Genomic DNA, 17,077 nt, shown 5'->3' with positions numbered 1-17,077 from the left:
TCGGTAACCGAGCCGGAGGAGGCGCCACGGATGTATGCCGTCATCGACACCGAGACGACCGGCCTGCTGCCCACTTATCGGCACCGGGTGATCGAGATCGCCGTAGTTCTGCTCGATGCGCGTGGGCAGGTGGAGCACGAGTGGGTGACGTTGCTGAACCCGCAGCGCGACCTCGGTCCGCAACACATTCACGGGATTCTCACTGCCGACGTGCTGGCCGCGCCGGAGTTCGGTGACGTCGCGCGGGAGCTCGGCGGATTGCTGGCCGGGCGGATGGTTGTCGGGCACAACGTCGAGTTCGACCTGGGGTTCCTGCGGGCGGAGTTCGGGCGGCTCGGGGTCGCCGTACCGCTGATCACCGAGCGGTCGATGTGCACGATGGCGCTGGCCGGTTACCTGTATCCGGGAGCGAAGCGGACGCTCGGCGCGTGCTGCGCGGCGGCCGGGATCTCGATCGAGGGCTGGCACTCGGCGCTGGCGGACACGCGTGCGACGGCCGAGCTGTTCGGGCGGTACTTGCAGGCCTTTCCGTCGCCGCCGCCGTGGCAGTGGGCCTTTGAGGAGATCCGGCGGCTGCCGTGGCCGGCGTTGCCGGGAGTGGAGTTCACGCCGACGGTGCGGCCGGTGCATGCGGGCGGGCGGCATGGGTGGATGAGCCGGATCGTGGATCAGCTGCCGCGGGTCCCGGAGCCACCGCAGGCCGACTCGTACCTTGCGCTGCTCGACGGGATCCTTGCGGACCGCGAGATCACCGCGGCCGACGCCGACCAGCTCGTCCAGGTCGCGACCGAGCTCGGGTTGGCACGGTCCGAGGTGCAGGAGCTGCATCGGTACTACGTCTCCGCGCTGGCGGCGGTGTCGTGGGGCGACGGCGAGATCACCGCGGACCAGCGCAGCGATCTCGACCGGGTCGCGGTGATGCTCGGGCATCGGGTGTCCGACGTGGACGACGCGCTGCTGCGGGCGAGCTCGGGGCGGTACGTCGTGCCCGCTCGTCCTGGCGCGCGGGGGTTCCCGCCGGGGAGCACGATGGTGTTCACCGGCGACATGATCGAGCCGCGCGAGGTGTGGTGGGACCGCGCCGTCGCCGCCGGCTTTGCTCCCCAGGAAGCGGTCCGTCCCGACACCACGTTCGTCGTCGCCGCCGACGTGGACAGCCTCTCCGTCAAGGCCCGGGCCGCCCGCGACTACAACATCCCGATCATCTCCATCGAAGACTTCCGCCGCCTCCTCCCCACCACCCCGACCGAGGCCCCCGAGCGCCGCCCCGCCTGAACCGGCCCAAGGGCCTGGGTAGGGTCCGCAGTGTGGAGATTGGGGAGTTGGCGCGGCGGGTTCATGCGAGTGCTCATCTGACCGGGGAGTTCGTGCTGCGGTCGGGGCAGGTCGCTACGGAGTACTTCGACAAGTACCGGTTCGAGGCGGATCCAGTGTTGCTGGACGCGATCGCGGAGGCGATGGTGCCGCTGGTGCCGGCGGACACCGAGGTGCTGGCCGGGTTGGAGATGGGTGGGATCCCGGTGGTGACGGCGCTGGGGCGTCGTACCGGGTTGCCTTGTGCGTTTGTGCGGAAGGAAGCGAAGGCGTACGGGACGCGTCGGCTTGCCGAGGGGGCTGAGACGGCGGGGCGACGGGTGACCATCGTCGAGGACGTCGTCACCACCGGCGGTCAGATCGTGCTGTCCACCGAGGAGCTGCGGGCACGGGGCGCCGACATCGCACACGCCGTCTGCGTCATCAACCGCAACGACACCACGCCGGCACCCCTCACCGACGCCGGCCTCACCCTGCACGCACTCCTCACCGCCGCAGACCTCGCGCCGCACGCCGGCTAGGCCTGCGGTCGCGCAGGGCGAGACGCGGGGAGCGGATCAGTCCGCTTCGTCGACTGTTTCGCGTTCGATCTCGAAGCGGAGTTGCTTACCGGAGCGAATGCGTTCGATGGCGGCCAGGCAGGCTGCTTCGCTCATGTGGACGCCGATCTCGCCGAGCTTGTGGCGCAGCACCAGGGCGGCGTCTTCGGGGGAGCGGGCGCTGGACTCGTTGATGGCCTCGATCGTCGTGGCGGTGAGCCGCTCGCGGATGTCCGGGTGAACCTCGTGGATCTCGTGCGTGATTCTGAACTCGGTCATCGCGACTCGCTCTCCTTCTTCGCCCGTGTGGACTTGCCGCTGACTCCAGCGTAGTTCCAGGTACCCACTCCCAGCCCTCAAGCGAGGACGCGATTTACGAATCCTTCAACTCGCGCGCTGAGCCGCTCCGCGCGGATCTCGGGGGAGGCGGTTTCCCCCTGCGGCACCTCGAGCTCGCGAAGCCCGCGCAGGTACAGCGAGCAGGCCAGGTCGGCGCAGATGTACAGCCCGACGGTGTTGCCGTCCCGGCCGGCCGAACCGGCGCGCCGGGCCGCGAACAGCGCCACGTCGGTGACCTGGTGCGCGGTGTTGCAGAGGTCGCACAGCCCGGTCCCGCGGCGCGGCTTGCCGGTCGCCTGGGTGTTCAGCGCGACCCCGATCACTCCACTGTCCCGCCGTACGACGAGGTAGGCGCGGTTGGGCGCCTTCGGGTCGCGCCAGCCGAGGTAGTCGAGTGAGTCCCAGGGCAGCTCGGTGAACCCGCGGGGCAGGGTCATCGCCTTGACCAGGCTCTTGGACGAGTTGACGAACGAGCGCCTGATCTCCTCGGCGCTGAGCGGTTGCACGACGGTCCTCCGATCCTTCGGCCACCCATCACACCTGCCGCGCCGCCGCACCTGCAACCGAATATCCAGCTGGTTGCTCCTGGCAACGGCCAAGCACCGGGGGTGGACAACCCGACGCATTAGGTGAACACTGGACTATGCAACCTTCAACTAATTAGTTCTCTGGAGGAACTGTAGATGGCCAGTGAGTACGCCGCTCTGTCCGGTGACTACACGATCGACACCGCGCACAGCCGGGTCGGGTTCGTCGCGCGGCACGCGATGGTGACCAAGGTACGGGGGTCGTTCGACGAGTTCGAGGGTGCACTGCACCTGGACGGCGAGAACCCGGCCAACTCGTCCGGGCAGGTGACGATCCAGGCCAAGAGCATCGACACCCGCAACAGCCAGCGCGACGACCACCTGCGCAGCAACGACTTCCTCGACATGGACAACCACGCCGAGATCTCGTTCGTGTCGACCGCGGTCAAGCAGGACGGCGACGCCAACTTCACGGTCACCGGGGACCTGACCGTGCGCGGCGTGACCAAGTCGCTGGACATCCCGTTCGAGTACACCGGCTCGGCGACGGACCCGTTCGGCAACCAGCGGGTCGGGCTCGAGGGTTCGGTGGTGATCAACCGCAAGGACTTCGGCGTCAACTGGAACGCGGCGCTGGAGACCGGCGGCGTGCTGGTCAGCGAGAAGGTCACGCTGGAGATCGAGGTCTCGGCGATCAAGAACAGCTGAGCCGCCGAGGCCGGGCGGCCGCGTCGACTGGCGGGGCAGCCGTTGTGACGCCGGGTGTCGAGCGGGTGGAGTTAGAGGGCCCCGTGGGTGACCAAGAGTCATCCGCGGGGCTCTTCTTTGTGGGTTTGTGGCGGTGGGATCACGATCGGGGTGGGAGTGGTTGGGCGCTGTGCCGGGGTGGGGACACTGGGGTTGAGTGCCGGCTAGGTCGAGGGGTCCGCCGATGATCGACACGAGGTTCGCGCGCTGGTTGGCGCCGCTGTTCGGGCGGCGCCGGGCCGGACGCCGTACGCCGGAGGCGTTCCGGCCGCGCGGGACGAGTTCGCGGGTGAGCCGGCTGGCGGCGCGGTACGACGCCGAGGTCGACCTCGCGTTGCAGCGGCTGTGGCCGAAGGCGCGGATCTACCACGACCGCGAGTTCACCCGGGACCGGGCCGACTTCCTGCTGGTGGTGCGCGGGCGCGGCGTGATGGTCGAGACGAAGGTGAAGAGCGACCCCGGGGTGTTCCGCGGGTCGACGCTGCCGCCGCTGCTGGATCGGCTGCAGCGTGACGGCCGGCGGCTGGTCGTCGTACTCAACCAGGGAGACCCGACGCCGGCTCGCGAGTTGGTTGCGAGCAGGTTGGGTGACAAGGGGTGTGTCGTCGTCTGGTCCGGGCCGGAGCACGACGCCGACCTTCGTGACGCGGTCGAGGCCCTACTGCACCAGATGGTCCGGCACGCGTGAGTTAGCAGCCGTTCGGGGTGGTGCGGCCGCCGTCGACCAGCCAGCGGGACTGGTGTTGCTCGACGCGCATCTCGTCGAGCCAGCGGGTCGGCGTGGTGGCGGGAAGGACGGCTCGGCCCTTGGAGTCGACGGTGCGCGCCAGGGTGGTGTCGTAGCAGGCGCTGACGATGACGCCGCTGGAGGCGAGGGTGCGCTTGGCCCACAGGACCCTGGTGGCGCCGGTGTTGTGGAGCTTCTTGGTGCGGTAGTGCTTCGCTTGGGCGCTGATCGCCTGGAACAGGTTCGGCGTCATCACGGGCGCGAGTTGCTTGGTCTTGCTGCCGCCGCTGCGCATCATCACGTCGAGGGCGACGCGGTACTCGTAGTAGGCGTTCACGACCGGGTCGGCCTGGCCGGCGCTGCCGACCTGCTCGGTGAGCCCGTTCTTCGACGCCTTCTTGGCGCCCGGGCTGGAGGCGGCGACGTCGGACGACCCGTCGTTGCCGCAGCCGGCCAACATCACAGCCGGGAGCAGCGTGGCGATCGCCACCAGGTTCCGAATGCGCATGTGGGTCCGAACCTCCTGTTGGGCGCGGCGTGGCCGCTTGCGCCGTCGGGCACCCAGGAGTGCACTGAGCCAGTGCACGCCGTCCGGCACTGACCGTGTAACGCTGTGACACGGACGGTGGTCACTGTGACGTGGATCACAGTTCGATCACGGAGCAGCCCCTACCGGGGTACGGGGTGCCGGTTGGCTCCGTGGCCGGATGTCCCGCGAGCCGCTGATTTCTAGCCTCGATCTCAGGACCTGAGAGCTGAGGAGAAGACATGACGGACACAATCACCCCGCGGCGAACCGCAGCGGGCAGACCGGTATCCGGGCGCAGCACATTCCCCATTCGCTGGGTGCAATCGATCTGGTACGACGTTCGCCTGGTGATCGTCGGCGCACAGACGATGGCCGACGCCGTGCTGGGGGAGCACCGCACGGAGCCCGAACGGCAGAAGCAGTTGAAGGCAGGCGACGAGGTGGTCCCCGTGAGGCCGGGGGTCGTGTTCGGGCATGGGGTGGTTACGGCGGTGTTGGGGGTGGTGAGTTGGTTCCTGGTGCTGTTGCTGGGGATGGCGGTGGTCAGAGGCGTGTTCTACGGCGTGGTGACCGACGGGCCGTACGGGGCGGGGACCTGGGGTGGGCCTACCAAAGCGGGGGCCTGGGCGGTGCATGCGGCGGTTTCGGTGCCGATCATCGTTGGCTTGATGTTGGCCTTTCGGGGGATTCACCGGCTGCACGTGGCCTCGGCGCGGCGGCTGTACGGGCCGGCCGGGAGATGGGTGCTGCCGGCAACGATTGCGGTGGGTGGTGCGGGGATGGGGCTGATCTGGGCTTGGATTCAGCAGCTGTGACACCGCGCGGACTAGGGTCCGGAGGGTGAACCGACGATGGAGGTGGGTCGCCGGGCTGGCGGTCGCCGCCTTGGTGTTCCTGACCGCCCTGGACCTCTACCAGCACTACCGCGTCCCGATGAGTGCCGTAGCCGGACTGGCTCTGGCGCGCGGCCTAGGGCTGGCGCTGGTCTGGCTGCGCCCCCGAGCGGCCATCGTCGTCTCCCTGCTCGTCAGTGCGATCACCGCGGGGCTCACAGTGCCCGACCCACCGAGCGAGCCGTGGCCGTGGGGGACGACAGCAGCCTTTGGTACGGCGTTCGTCCTCGCAATCGCCGGCGCCCGCGGACTGAGCCGACGCGAGCTGGTGGCGTGGTGGGTCGCCACGCAAGCCGTCGGCGCCGGTGCTCTCGCGCTTGCACCGGACAGAGGCAGCTGGGGCTCTCTGCTCGTCATGGCCGGCCTGTCAGCGGTCGCGGTCGTCGTTGCCGACCTGCTGCGGTCCAGGAACGAGACGCGTCGCCGGCTGGCGGAGCAGGAGGTCATCAGCAAGGAGGAGCGGGCCGAGCGCGCCCGGCTGCAGGAGCGGGCACGCATCGCGCGCGAGCTCCACGACGTGGTCGCACACCACTTGTCTGTCGTGGTCGTCCGGGCGGACAGTGCGCCGCACCGACTCCCGGACCTGCAGGACGACGTACGAGCGGAGTTCGTGGAGATCGCTGATGCGGCGCGGGCTTCGCTGACCGAGATGCGGCGAGTGCTGCAGCTGCTGCGCGATCATGAGCCGCCAACGCACGAGCTGGGGCCGCAGCCGGGCCTGGAGCAGCTCCCCGAGCTCGTCGCGACCACGAGGCGAGCGGGAGCGGATGTGCGCCTCGACGAGGGCGTGCCGAGCGGACTGGATCCGGCTGTGGAGTTGGCGGCGTACCGGATCGTGCAGGAGGCACTCAGCAACGCAGTACGTCATGCGCCCAAGTCAGTGGTGCAAGTGACGGTGCGGCGGGACGACCACGCGCTGAAGCTGACAGTTCGAAACGGTCCAGGGCAGTCCGCAGGGCAGCCCGGCAGCGGGCAGGGCCTGGTCGGGATGCGGGAGCGGGTGGCACTGCTGGATGGGAGTGTGAGCAACGGGCCGACCCCCGAGGGCGGTTATCTGGTGGAGGCGGTCATACCGGTGGAGGAGGTGGCGAGTGGCGATCCGGGTGCTCGTGGTTGATGACCAGGAAATGGTGCGGGCCGGGTTCACGGCGTTGCTGAACGCGCAGCCCGATCTCGAGGTCGTCGGTCAGGCCGGTGACGGCGCCGAGGCGGTGGCGCTGGCGGCCGAGCTGGGTCCCGACGTGATCCTGATGGACGTCCGCATGCCCGTGATGGACGGCCTCGCCGCGACCCGTCGCATCCTGGAGAACGGGACCGCACGGGTCGTCATGCTCACGACGTTCGATCTCGATGACTACGTGTATGCGGCCTTGCGTGCCGGCGCTAGTGGGTTTCTGCTGAAGCACTCGACTCCGGACGAGCTGGCCAACGCGGTCCGGGTCGTCGCTGCTGGAGATGCCTTGCTGGCGCCGTCCGTGACGCGTCGGCTGGTGGAGGACTTCGCTCGCGTCCAGCCCGTCGTGCCGATCACTCCGGTCCACCTGACGCCGCGTGAGACCGACGTACTGCGGCTGGTCGCGCGCGGGCTGTCGAATCGGCAGGTCGCTGCGGAGCTCGTGCTGGCCGAGCAGACCGTGAAGACGCATGTAAGCAACATCCTGACCAAGCTGGACCTGCGGGACCGCGCGCAGGCCGTGGTCTACGCGTACGAAGCCGGTGTGGTCTCACCGGGCCCACGCCACTGAGGGAGGACGCATGGAGGCGCTCGAGCGGCTGCGGGGACTGTGTCTCGCGCTGCCGGAGACGACGGAGCGGCCGAGCCACGGGGAGCCGACGTGGTTCGTGCGGGACAAGAAGGTGTTCGTGATGTTCGCGAACCAGCACCACGACGACCGCGTCGGGTTCTGGTGCGCGGCGCCGCCCGGGGTGCAGGAGTCGCTGGTCGAGGGGGACCCGGAGCACTTCTTCAGGCCGCCGTACGTCGGTCATCGTGGCTGGCTCGGGGTCTACCTCGACGTCGACGGCGTGGACTGGGACCACCTCGAGGACCTGGTCGAGAGCGCCTACCGGCAGATCGCCCCGAAGACCCTGATCGCCAAGCTGGACGCTCTCTAGTTCCAGGTCGCGGACGCCGGATCCACGCCGTGGGCTGCGGTGTTGGCGAAGATCGTGGCGTGCAGCCAGTCGGTCAGGCCGGGAGCGAGGGATTCGAAGTAGGTGCGGTAGCCGGGCTCGGTGACGAACGTCCGGGCCAGGCAGGCATGCATCGAGTGCGTGCAGTCGAAGTAGCGCGCGAAGGACTCGCGGTGGCGCTCGGCCAGGGCGTTGGCCTCAGCTGAACCAGGTACGACGCCCGCCACCACAGCCGCCGCCAGTTCAGCGTTCAGCGCCTCCGTGGACGCAGCCACCTCGCGCCACTCGTCCGGAGCGAGTGCGCTCGTCCGCTCGACGTACTGCGCCCACTGCTTGGTGTCGCCCCAGCGGTCCTTGGCCTCCTGCACCCACTCCGGCCGCCAGTCGGTGCCGAAGATCTCGACCTGCTCCTCGGGCGACAGCTTGATACCGGACGACGTCGCCGCCAGCATCCGGTCCACCGCGTGCACCATCGACTCCAGATGGATGATCTGGGAGGTGAGCTGAGCACGCTGCCGACGCAGATGCTCGCGAGCATCTGCAGCCGGGTCGTCGAGCAACCGGCCGATCTCGGCGAGCGGCAGGCCGAGCTCCCGGTACACGAGCACCTGATGGATCCGGGCGATGTCGTCGCCCGAGTAGACCCGGTAGTCGGCCGGCGTGCGTCCGCTCGGCCGGACCAGGCCGACCGCGTCCCAGTGGTGCAGCGTCCGCACGCTGACACCGACCAGGGCGGCCGCCTGGCCGACCGTCAACTCGTCCGAAGTCACGCCCTCAGTTTGTCAGCGGGATGCGGGATCCCGATCTTGCGGAGGTTCTCGGCCTGCGGGCTCGCCGGGTCGAGCGGTCGGGCCGCCGTCATGGTGACTCGGGCGTTCTCCGGCGTGGTCACGGTCAGCTCGACCGAGTTCCACGGCTTCACCTCGGGGCCTTCAACGCAGCCAGGGACCAACTCCGAGCACCGGGCGGCGATCTCGTCGAGTTGGCTGAGGACGGCCGCGAAGTTGATGGCCTGCGCCGAAGCAGCCGGAGCCGGCACCCCAGGCACCAGGAGGACGTCCTGGAACGCCCATCGGCGCAGGTGGGTCACCTGCCCACCGGGCGCCGAGAACAGGTCGATGAACCCGAGCCCCCGGATCCAGAAGTCCTTGGACACCGCGAGCTCCGCGGCCGGGATGGTGACGAACATCGGCATGCCGTAGATCTCCCGGTAGACCTCGGGAGCGGTCGCGTCGAGGGCCGGGATCGGAACAGGACTGGTGTACGTGTTCATGCCTGCGATCGTCGAGCCTGACGCTACGTCAGGGTCAATCCGACAACGGCCGCGCGGCCTGCGGCAGCCGAGGGAGTTGCCGGCTCCACGCCTCGGCGTACTCAGGCGTCGACCACGTCCACGACCGGATCTGCTCGACGCTGCGGCGCCCGAAAACACCCCGGAAGAGCTCGTACGTCGACGTGCGCACCGCCGCGACGGGAGTACCGCGGCCGAGCTCGTACGTGGCGTCGGGTGTCTCCATCGACAGGGTCCCGAAGGCAAAGTCCGACGGATCCGACTCGGACAGCGCCCAATCGAGCGTCGCCAGCCAGAGGTCACGCGGCGGCCGCCCGAACCCCAGGACGCCGTGCAGGTCCGCCTCGTGCGTCCCCGCGTCAGCCCACGGGTTGCAGACCAGCGGGTGCTCGCTCGTCCCCGCCAGGATCACCTCCTCGAGCGCCGGCCCGCTGGCCGCCCACTCCTCGAGTACGGCGTCGATCGGCAGCCGCCGGCGCGCTTCGACCTGCACGGCTGTCCAGGGCGGTTCCGGCGCCCCGTCGAGGTTGCCGGTGGCGAAGTCCGTCGCCACACCGGTCAGATGGGAGACCAGGTCACGCACAGTCCACTCCGGGCAGGCTGGGACAGTGCGGTCCAGGTCGGCCGGGCTCAGGGAACGCACCGCGTGAGTCACCCGTTCCCGGGTCCCGGCGTACAGGGCGGCGCTGGTCGCAGGATCCATGACTACCTCCTTCACAGGACTGACGAACGGGCCCGCTTCAGATCGACAGATAGGGTGACGCGGTGAGCATGGGTGACGTTGGGTCGCGGCTGGCGATCGCGTTGGCGTTCGGCAGTTCGGCGGCCGTGATGGTGCTGGAACTCGTCTCGTTGCGGCTGGTGGCGCCGTACATCGGACTGACGCTGGAGACGAACACGGCGGTCATCGGGGTCGCGCTGGCCGCGATCGCGACCGGTGCCGCGCTGGGTGGGCGATATGCGGACACAGTGTCTCCGCGCAAGACGCTGGGGCCGCTGGTGCTGATCGGCGGCGCTCTGGTGATGCTGATCCTGCCGGTAGTGCGCTGGACCGGTGAGTCGCTGAGCGGCGGGACCGATCTGGTGTTCCTGGTGCTCGCAGTGGCCCTGTTCGCACCGGCCGCGCTGCTGTCCGCCGTGACACCGATGGTGACCAAGCTGCGGCTGGCGACGCTGGCCCAGACGGGAACGGTCGTCGGCCGTCTGTCGGCGTACGCGACCGTCGGTGGCATCGCGGGGACGGTGCTGACCGGGTTCGTGTTCGTGTCGAAGATCCCGATCAGCACGATTGTGCTCACGCTGGGCGGTCTGCTCGTGCTCGCCGGTGCGGTGTTGACCGTCGTACTGCGAGGTGCTCGGACGGCCGTGAAGCCGGTGGCCCTCGCGCTGATCGGCGCCACGCTCACCCTGGTCGCGCCACGGCCGTGTGAGGTGGAGACGGCGTACCACTGCGCCCGGGTGGTGGCCGACCCGAACCGCGAGGGCGGGCGCACGCTGTACCTGGACCAGCTCCGGCACTCGTACGTCGACCTGAACGATCCGACGTACCTGGAGTTCGACTACATCAAGAACTTCGCCGCCGCGATCAACGCCACCTGGCCGGACGACCGGCGGCTGGACGCGCTGCACATCGGCGGCGGTGGCCTCACCATGCCGCGGTACCTGACCGCCACCCGGCCGGGCACCCACAACAAGGTGTACGAGATCGACGGCGCCGTGGTCGAGCTGGACAAGCAGGAGCTCGGCGTCCGGACCGGGCCGGAGCTGGACGTCACCGTCCGCGACGGCCGGCTCGGCATCCGCGCCGAGGCGACGGACAGCGACGACCTGATCATCATGGACGCGTTCAGCGGGGTGTCCGTGCCGTGGCACCTGACCACGCGCGAGGTGGTCGCCGACATCCGCCGGGTGCTGCGCCCGGACGGCCTGTACGTGGTGAACGCCATCGACTTCGGCGAGGCCGCGTTCGCCAAGGCCGAGATCCGGACCCTGCAGGAGGAGTTCGCGCACGTCAGCGTGATCGCCCGGAAGAACGACGAGGGCGGCAACTTCGTGCTGGTCGCCTCGGACCGGCCGATCGACGAGCAGGCGATCGCGTCCCGGCTCGGGCCGACGATGGAGCTGAAACCCGACCTGGACGGTTTCGTCGGCGACGCGCCGGTCCTGACCGACGACTACGCGCCGGTCGACCAGCTGCTGACGCCGTTCACCAGCTGAGCAGGCGACCGCTGGAGTTGTGCTCGCGGGCCCGGGCTTGTTGCATGGCACCATGCACCCACGCGCAGGCCAACCCGCTCAGCCCGAGGACCTCGTCGACGTCGACGCGCTGCTGAAGGCGTACGACGACCTCACCCCGGACGTGGACAACCCCGCCCAGAAGGTCGTCTTCGGTACGTCGGGACACCGCGGCTCGAGCCTGGACGCTGCGTTCAACGAGGCGCACATCCTGGCCATCACCCAGGCGATCTGCGAGTACCGCGCCGGTGAGGGCACGTCCGGGCCGCTGCTGGTCGGCCGGGACAGCCACGGCCTGTCCGAGCCGGCCTGGCGGACTGTGCTCGAGGTGCTGGCCGGCAACGACGTACAGACCCTGGTCGACAGCGCCGACCGGCTCACGCCGACGCCTGGCGTCTCGCACGCGATCCTGCGGCTCAACCGCGGCGCCGGAGCCGGTGCGGACGGCATCGTGATCACGCCGTCGCACAACCCGCCGCGGGACGGCGGCATCAAGTACAACCCGCCGCACGGCGGTCCGGCCGACTCCGACGCGACCGGCTGGATCGCGGCCCGGGCGAACGAGTTGATCGCCGGTGGCAACCGGGAGGTACGGCGCAAGCCGTTCGAGCAGGCCCGGTCGGCGGCGGGGGAGTACGACTTCGTCGGCCACTACGTCGACGACCTGCCGTCGGTGCTGAACCTCGACGCGATCCGCAGTGCCGGAGTGAAGATCGGCGCCGACCCGCTCGGCGGCGCCAGCGTCGACTACTGGGCCGCGATCGCCGACCGGCACGGCCTCGACCTGACCGTGGTGAACCCGGCGATCGACCCGGCCTGGTCGTTCATGACGCTGGACCACGACGGCAAGATCCGGATGGACTGCTCCTCGCCGTACGCGATGGCCTCGCTGGTCGCGCAGCGGGACCGGTACGACGTGGCCACCGGCAACGACGCGGACGCGGACCGACACGGCATCGTCACCCCGGACGCCGGGCTGATGAACCCGAACCACTACCTCGCGGTCGCGATCTCGTACCTGTTCACGAACCGGCAATGGGGTCCAGAGGTCGCGGTCGGCAAGACCCTGGTGTCGTCGTCGCTGATCGACCGCGTCGTCGCGGACCTGGACCGGCGGCTGTGGGAGGTGCCGGTCGGCTTCAAGTGGTTCGTCCCCGGACTCATCGACGGGTCGGTCGGCTTCGGCGGCGAGGAGTCGGCCGGGGCCAGCTTCCTGCGCTTCGACGGGACGGTCTGGACCACCGACAAGGACGGCATCCTGCTCGCGCTGCTGGCGAGTGAGATCACTGCGGTCACCGGTGAGACGCCCTCACAGGCCCACGCGAAGCTGGTCGAGCGCTTCGGTGCATCGGCGTACTCGCGGGTGGACGCACCGGCCACGCGGGACCATAAGGCCAAGCTGGCCAAGCTCTCGGCGGATGCGGTCACGGCGACCGAGCTGGCTGGGGAACCGATCGTGGACCGGCTGACCACCGCGCCGGGCAACGGCGCCGCGATCGGTGGACTGAAGGTCACCACCGAGTCGGCCTGGTTCGCCGCGCGCCCGTCCGGCACCGAGGACCTCTACAAGATCTACGGCGAGTCCTTCAAGGGCGCCGAGCACCTGGAGCAGGTATTCGTCCAGGCGCGAGAGGCCGTCTCGAAGGCGCTCGGCTAGCGCACGAAGGAGTCGAGCAGGCGGTCCAGGTCCGCAGCGGGATCGTTGGTGAGCCCGCTGTGGATCGGTCCGGGATGCACGACGGTACTGCGAGGTGCCGCCAGCCAGCGGAATCGCTCGCCGATCTTGGTCGCCGCGGCCGGTCCGCCGTCCGGATCGCCCGCGCAGACCGCCCGGATGTGGTCCAGCGACGCGCAGACCACGTCGACGTCGACCGCCGGGTCGAGCGCCTTCAGCCGGGACGGTTCGACGTCCCAGGCCGCGCCGAGGAAGTCCAGCGCCCGGCAGTACAGCACCGCGCCGACGTTGATGTACTCACCGCGGTGGATCCGCGGCGCCGCCCGCAGGATCACGTAGTCGAAAGGCACGAGGTCGGCGTTCATCGGGCACCTCCCGGCAGCCAGGCGGCGCGATTGTCCAGCCGGGCGAGCAGGTGGCCGAGGTAGCGCTCCCGGTCCCCGTCGTCGATCCACTCGCCCGGCACCAGCCCGATCACCTCGGTCAGCAGCTCGGGCGTGATCGCCGCCGCCAGCTCGGCGTCGAGCGCCGGTACGTCGGGCGCCGCGACCGAGAACACGTGGTCCGAGGCGTCGTACGGGAGTGCGGCGAACTTCTCCGCGGGCATCCAGGAGTGGTGGAAGTACAACGCGGCTCCGTGGTCGATCAGCCAGAGATTCTTGTGCCAGACCAGCAGGTTGGTGTTGCGCCAGGACCGGTCGACGTTGGCGACGAACGCGTCCAGCCACAGGATCCGGGCCATCCCCTCGTCGCCGGGGTTTCCGGCCGACCCGTCGTACCCGAAGGAGCCGGGCAGGAAGTCGACAGCCAGGTTCAGCCCGGCGCTGCGCAGCAGCAGCTCCTGGATCTCGAAGTCGGGCTCGGACTTGCCGATCGCGGGGTCGAGCTGCATCAGCTTGAGCTCCGGCACCCGCAGCCCCAGCCGACGGAACAGCTCGCCGACGATCACCTCCGCGACCAGCGCCTTCGGGCCCTGGCCGGCGCCGTGGAACTTCAGCACGTAGGTGCCGAGATCGTTGCCCTCGACAACACCAGGAAGCGAGCCGCCCTCCCGGAGCGGCAGCACGTAACGGGTCGCGATGACAGTCGGCAGACTCACGCCGCAGAGCCTAGCCGCCGGCCGTTTGCCGATGGGTACCGGAGGCGGGTGAAACGCCCTTCGATCGGGGTCGAGGAAGAGCTCCTGCTGGTCTCCGCCACCGGTGAACCCCTCCCACGCAGCAAGGCGGTCGTAGCGGACGTCCAGGACCTCGACATCGCCCTCGAGCTGACCAGAGCCATGGTGGAGATCAACTCCCCGGTCTGTGAGACCGCCGACGAGCTGCACGGCCACCTCACCGAGATGCGTACCAAGCTCGCCAAGGCAGCAGCGGAGGAAGGCGGCCGCCTGCTGGCCATTGCCGTGCCGCCGCACGGACGCGCTGCGCAGTCGATCACGCGGAAGCCGCGCTACCAGGAGCTGGCCGACAAGTGGGGGTTGCTGGCGCGGGAGCAGGGTGTCTGCGGTTGCCACGTGCATGTCGACGTACCGGACAAGGAGGCGGCGATCCGGGCGAGCAACCACGTCCGGCCGTGGCTTCCGGTGCTGCTGGCACTCACCGCGAACTCACCGATCTACCTGGACCAGGACACCGGCTTCGCGAGCTGGCGATGGCTGATGACGTCGCGGTGGCCGTGCGCCGGGCCCCCGCCGTACTTCGAGTCGATCGAGCACTACGACGCACTGGTCGCGATGCACCTGGCGGCCGGCACGCTGATCGACGAGCAGATGGTCTACTGGGACATCCGGCCGTCGACACACCTGCCGACGGTCGAGGTGCGGGTCAGCGACATCCCGCTCACCGTGGACGAGACTGTGCTCCTGGCGACCCTCGTCCGCGCCTTGGTGATGACGGCCGTCGACGACGGATCACAGGGCCCGTCGCTCGAGCCGGAGGTACTGCGCGCCGCCTACTGGCTGGCCGCGCGGGACGGGTTGACAGGTGACGGGCTCGACGTCCGTACGGCGGAGCCGCTGCCGATGCCTGACGTCCTGAAGCGGCTGCAGCAGCACGTACAGCCGGCGCTGCAGGAGCTCGACGCGGCAGACATGGTTGAGGACGGCATCCAGCGGGTACTAAGCACCGGCAACGGAGCCGTCCGCCAACGCAGGGCCTTCCGTGAGGGCGCAAACCTCATCGCCCTCACGGAAGTCAAACCCTAGGTCCGCAGGAACGCTTCGAGTCCGTGCAGGTCGTCGGTGTTGATGTGGTCGACGCCTGCGGCCGCCAGCTCGCCCCACAGCGCCTCGCGGGCCGCGCCGCGGATGTCGGGTGTCGCCCAGAAGCGGACCCGGTAGCCGACGTGGTGAGCCCGGACGACGATGTCGTGCAGCTTGGTCTTCTCGGCGGCCGGCATCGGGCCGATGCCGGTCCAGGTGAAGTGGTTGGTCCAGTTGTCGCTCACCAGCGGCATCAGCGACGCCGGCATCCCGGACGGCAGGTCGGCGAGCCGGCCGTCGTACCCGGCGTACCGGACCTTCTGCGCCTTCAGCACGTCGAGCGGGCGGTTGCCGCTGATCACCGAGGTGACTGCGCCCTTGACCACGCGACCGTTGATGAACACCGTGCTGATGCCGCGGTACTTCGTCAGCTCCCGGTCGATGGCGGCGTACGTCGACGGCCCGTCGCTCTTGATGTCGATCAGCAGCTGGAAGTCCCGCCCGTGCTTGTACACCTGCCCGTGGTTCTCCCGGACCCGGTCGGCCAGCGGCTTCAGGTACAGGCTCTCCAGGTTCCGCCCGGGCACGGCGTCCTCGAGGTCGTGCGCGACCCGCAGCTCACCGTCGATCAGCCACACGTCCGCCTCGACGCTGTTGAACCCACGGTCCAGTGCGTCCTGCAGCGGCCGCCGGTGCTCGTAGTCGTTGTGCGCGTGCGCCGCCGGCAGCGCGCGTACGGCGGGAGCGTCGTACGACCGGGGGAGCCGGAAGCCCTCGGAGCGTGCGACCTCACGCAGCCGGTCCGGGTAGTCGGTGATGATGCCGTCGACACCCTTGTCGATCAGCGACTCCATCGTCGCCGGGTCGTCGACCGTCCAGGGCACGACCTTCATCCCGGCGTCGTGCGCCGACTTCACCATCTCCTCGGTGACGTACGGCCGGTACGTCGGGTCGGTGATCTTGCCGTCCTGCGGGAAGCCGTGCACCGGCGAGATCGCGGCCGCGCCGAACGACTTGGTCGCCTTGACCAGGTCGCCGCCGAAGTCGTCGATGTCGATGCCGCCCAGCCACGGCGACTTGCCGGGCTGGCCGACCTGCAGGAAGTCGTAGTTCGTCAGGGCGACCAGCGGCAGCTCGGGCGCGACCTGGCGCATCCGCATCAGCGCGCCCCAGTCGAAGCTCTGGATCGTCACCTGGCGGGCGATCCGGGCGGTCCGGACCTCCTGTGCGACGACCTGCACGAACTGCTCGCGCGGCGCGGTCTCGGACGGCGCGCCGGCTTCGACCTTGGTCTCGATGTTGAGCTTGACGCCGTACGCGTGGAACCGGTGCACGAGCGCGAAGACGTCGCGCAGCTCCGGCATCTGGGCGCCCGGGTCGGGCTGCTGGCCGGGGTAGTTCGGCAGCGTCTGCGAACCGCAGTCGAGCTGCTTGACCTGCTTCAGGGTGAGGGTCTTGATGAACTTCCCGACGTACGGGTACTCCGGGTCGCCCGGGGTGTAGGGCGCGGTGTCCTTGCACTTGGTGCCGGAGATCCTGCGGTCGTGGGTGACGACGGCGTGGCCGTCCTCGGTGATCTGGACGTCGAGCTCGAGCGTGCTGACGCCCAGCTCGAGGCCGTGCGAGAACGACGCGATCGTGCTTTCCACCGTGAGCCCGAGGCCACCGCGGTGGGCCTGAATGTCGAAGTCACCACGAGACGCGGCAGCCGGAGCGGCCGGCAACAGCCCGGCGACAAGGGCAAGCGGAAGCAGCGCGCGGGTAAGGCGGCGCATGAGGGTTCCTTCCAGAGGGTGTGGGCGGGACGCCTGCGAGGGTGTCTGGGGACGCTGCGCCTACTGCGCGGCACTCGGCGGGCATCGTCCCGCCGGAGCCCGGCGAGCACGTCCAGCACGATGCATGCCGTGACCAGCAGCACCAGGCCGAAC

20 protein-coding genes are annotated in these 17,077 nt (G+C 69.5%); 11 read left to right on the top strand and 9 right to left on the bottom strand.

What is annotated here, in order from left to right; genetic code table 11:
* The first annotated feature begins 30 nt into the window (after positions 1–30).
* Together AB0H36_RS38120 and pyrE are read left to right on the top strand one after the other, a co-directional pair.
* The gene (locus AB0H36_RS38120) at positions 31–1,275 is read left to right on the top strand and encodes an exonuclease domain-containing protein (protein WP_360535113.1); all 1,245 of its coding nucleotides are present in this window, start codon (positions 31–33) and stop codon (positions 1,273–1,275) included.
* A 32-nt stretch (positions 1,276–1,307) separates the two neighbouring features.
* Complete coding sequence (gene pyrE, locus AB0H36_RS38115; protein WP_360535111.1) at positions 1,308–1,835, top strand: orotate phosphoribosyltransferase; 528 nt, start codon at positions 1,308–1,310, stop codon at positions 1,833–1,835.
* Positions 1,836–1,871: 36 nt separating this feature from the next.
* On the opposite strand, the gene AB0H36_RS38110 is transcribed toward pyrE, so the two are convergent.
* Together AB0H36_RS38110 and AB0H36_RS38105 are read right to left on the bottom strand one after the other, a co-directional pair.
* Positions 1,872–2,132: a hypothetical protein gene (locus tag AB0H36_RS38110; protein WP_360535109.1), complete on the bottom strand. Its 261-nt coding sequence runs from the start codon at positions 2,130–2,132 to the stop codon at positions 1,872–1,874.
* 77 nt (positions 2,133–2,209) lie between these two features.
* On the bottom strand, positions 2,210–2,698 hold the full coding sequence (locus tag AB0H36_RS38105) for an FBP domain-containing protein (RefSeq protein WP_360535107.1): 489 nt from the start codon (positions 2,696–2,698) through the stop codon (positions 2,210–2,212).
* Between the two features lie 177 nt (positions 2,699–2,875).
* Between AB0H36_RS38105 and AB0H36_RS38100 the strand changes: the two genes are divergently transcribed.
* A complete protein-coding gene (locus AB0H36_RS38100) occupies positions 2,876–3,427 on the top strand; it encodes a YceI family protein (protein WP_360535105.1) in 552 nt (183 codons plus the stop codon).
* Positions 3,428–3,650: 223 nt separating this feature from the next.
* Positions 3,651–4,154: a hypothetical protein gene (locus tag AB0H36_RS38095; RefSeq protein ID WP_360535103.1), complete on the top strand. Its 504-nt coding sequence runs from the start codon at positions 3,651–3,653 to the stop codon at positions 4,152–4,154.
* Position 4,155: 1 nt separating this feature from the next.
* On the opposite strand, the gene AB0H36_RS38090 is transcribed toward AB0H36_RS38095, so the two are convergent.
* On the bottom strand, positions 4,156–4,701 hold the full coding sequence (locus tag AB0H36_RS38090; protein WP_360535101.1) for a hypothetical protein: 546 nt from the start codon (positions 4,699–4,701) through the stop codon (positions 4,156–4,158).
* 260 nt (positions 4,702–4,961) lie between these two features.
* Between AB0H36_RS38090 and AB0H36_RS38085 the strand changes: the two genes are divergently transcribed.
* The 4 genes from AB0H36_RS38085 to AB0H36_RS38070 are packed head-to-tail and all read left to right on the top strand — an operon-like array spanning position 4,962 to position 7,730.
* A complete protein-coding gene (locus tag AB0H36_RS38085) occupies positions 4,962–5,537 on the top strand; it encodes a hypothetical protein (RefSeq protein ID WP_360535099.1) in 576 nt (191 codons plus the stop codon).
* Between the two features lie 25 nt (positions 5,538–5,562).
* Positions 5,563–6,732, top strand: coding sequence for a sensor histidine kinase (locus AB0H36_RS38080; RefSeq protein ID WP_360535097.1), 1,170 nt, complete (start codon positions 5,563–5,565; stop codon positions 6,730–6,732).
* Positions 6,707–7,360: a response regulator transcription factor gene (locus AB0H36_RS38075; RefSeq protein WP_360535095.1), complete on the top strand. Its 654-nt coding sequence runs from the start codon at positions 6,707–6,709 to the stop codon at positions 7,358–7,360. Before AB0H36_RS38080 ends, AB0H36_RS38075 begins: the two co-directional genes overlap by 26 nt.
* Before the next feature lie 10 nt (positions 7,361–7,370).
* Positions 7,371–7,730 (top strand): MmcQ/YjbR family DNA-binding protein, encoded by a 360-nt coding sequence (locus tag AB0H36_RS38070; RefSeq protein WP_360535093.1) that lies wholly within the window; start codon positions 7,371–7,373, stop codon positions 7,728–7,730.
* On the opposite strand, the gene AB0H36_RS38065 is transcribed toward AB0H36_RS38070, so the two are convergent.
* From AB0H36_RS38065 to AB0H36_RS38055, 3 genes are read right to left on the bottom strand one after another with little or no spacing between them, the layout of a single operon-like run.
* On the bottom strand, positions 7,727–8,518 hold the full coding sequence (locus AB0H36_RS38065; protein WP_360535091.1) for a MerR family transcriptional regulator: 792 nt from the start codon (positions 8,516–8,518) through the stop codon (positions 7,727–7,729). The genes AB0H36_RS38070 and AB0H36_RS38065 overlap by 4 nt on opposite strands.
* Complete coding sequence (locus AB0H36_RS38060; RefSeq protein WP_360535089.1) at positions 8,515–9,021, bottom strand: VOC family protein; 507 nt, start codon at positions 9,019–9,021, stop codon at positions 8,515–8,517. Before AB0H36_RS38060 ends, AB0H36_RS38065 begins: the two co-directional genes overlap by 4 nt.
* A 34-nt stretch (positions 9,022–9,055) precedes the next feature.
* Complete coding sequence (locus AB0H36_RS38055) at positions 9,056–9,742, bottom strand: maleylpyruvate isomerase N-terminal domain-containing protein (protein ID WP_360535087.1); 687 nt, start codon at positions 9,740–9,742, stop codon at positions 9,056–9,058.
* A 68-nt stretch (positions 9,743–9,810) separates the two neighbouring features.
* Between AB0H36_RS38055 and AB0H36_RS38050 the strand changes: the two genes are divergently transcribed.
* The gene (locus tag AB0H36_RS38050; protein WP_360535085.1) at positions 9,811–11,256 is read left to right on the top strand and encodes a fused MFS/spermidine synthase; all 1,446 of its coding nucleotides are present in this window, start codon (positions 9,811–9,813) and stop codon (positions 11,254–11,256) included.
* A 52-nt stretch (positions 11,257–11,308) separates the two neighbouring features.
* Positions 11,309–12,931: a phosphoglucomutase (alpha-D-glucose-1,6-bisphosphate-dependent) gene (gene pgm, locus AB0H36_RS38045; RefSeq protein ID WP_360535083.1), complete on the top strand. Its 1,623-nt coding sequence runs from the start codon at positions 11,309–11,311 to the stop codon at positions 12,929–12,931.
* Here pgm and AB0H36_RS38040 read toward each other — a convergent pair.
* Together AB0H36_RS38040 and AB0H36_RS38035 are read right to left on the bottom strand one after the other, a co-directional pair.
* Positions 12,928–13,314, bottom strand: a complete 387-nt coding sequence (locus tag AB0H36_RS38040; protein WP_360535081.1) for a DUF3037 domain-containing protein — start codon at positions 13,312–13,314, stop codon at positions 12,928–12,930. The genes pgm and AB0H36_RS38040 overlap by 4 nt on opposite strands.
* Positions 13,311–14,048 (bottom strand): HipA family kinase, encoded by a 738-nt coding sequence (locus tag AB0H36_RS38035; RefSeq protein ID WP_360535079.1) that lies wholly within the window; start codon positions 14,046–14,048, stop codon positions 13,311–13,313. The genes AB0H36_RS38040 and AB0H36_RS38035 overlap by 4 nt, the downstream gene beginning before the upstream one ends.
* Positions 14,049–14,096: 48 nt before the next feature.
* On the opposite strand from AB0H36_RS38035, the gene AB0H36_RS38030 reads away from it, so the two are divergent.
* Positions 14,097–15,152, top strand: a complete 1,056-nt coding sequence (locus AB0H36_RS38030) for a glutamate--cysteine ligase (protein ID WP_360535077.1) — start codon at positions 14,097–14,099, stop codon at positions 15,150–15,152.
* Here the strand turns inward: AB0H36_RS38030 and AB0H36_RS38025 are convergent.
* Complete coding sequence (locus AB0H36_RS38025) at positions 15,149–16,924, bottom strand: glycerophosphodiester phosphodiesterase family protein (RefSeq protein WP_360535075.1); 1,776 nt, start codon at positions 16,922–16,924, stop codon at positions 15,149–15,151. The genes AB0H36_RS38030 and AB0H36_RS38025 overlap by 4 nt on opposite strands.
* Between the last annotated feature and the right edge of the window lie 153 nt (positions 16,925–17,077).

This window comes from Kribbella sp. NPDC050820, assembly GCF_040653975.1.
Classification (GTDB): domain Bacteria; phylum Actinomycetota; class Actinomycetes; order Propionibacteriales; family Kribbellaceae; genus Kribbella.
This window is presented reverse-complemented; position numbering and strand designations above follow the sequence as displayed.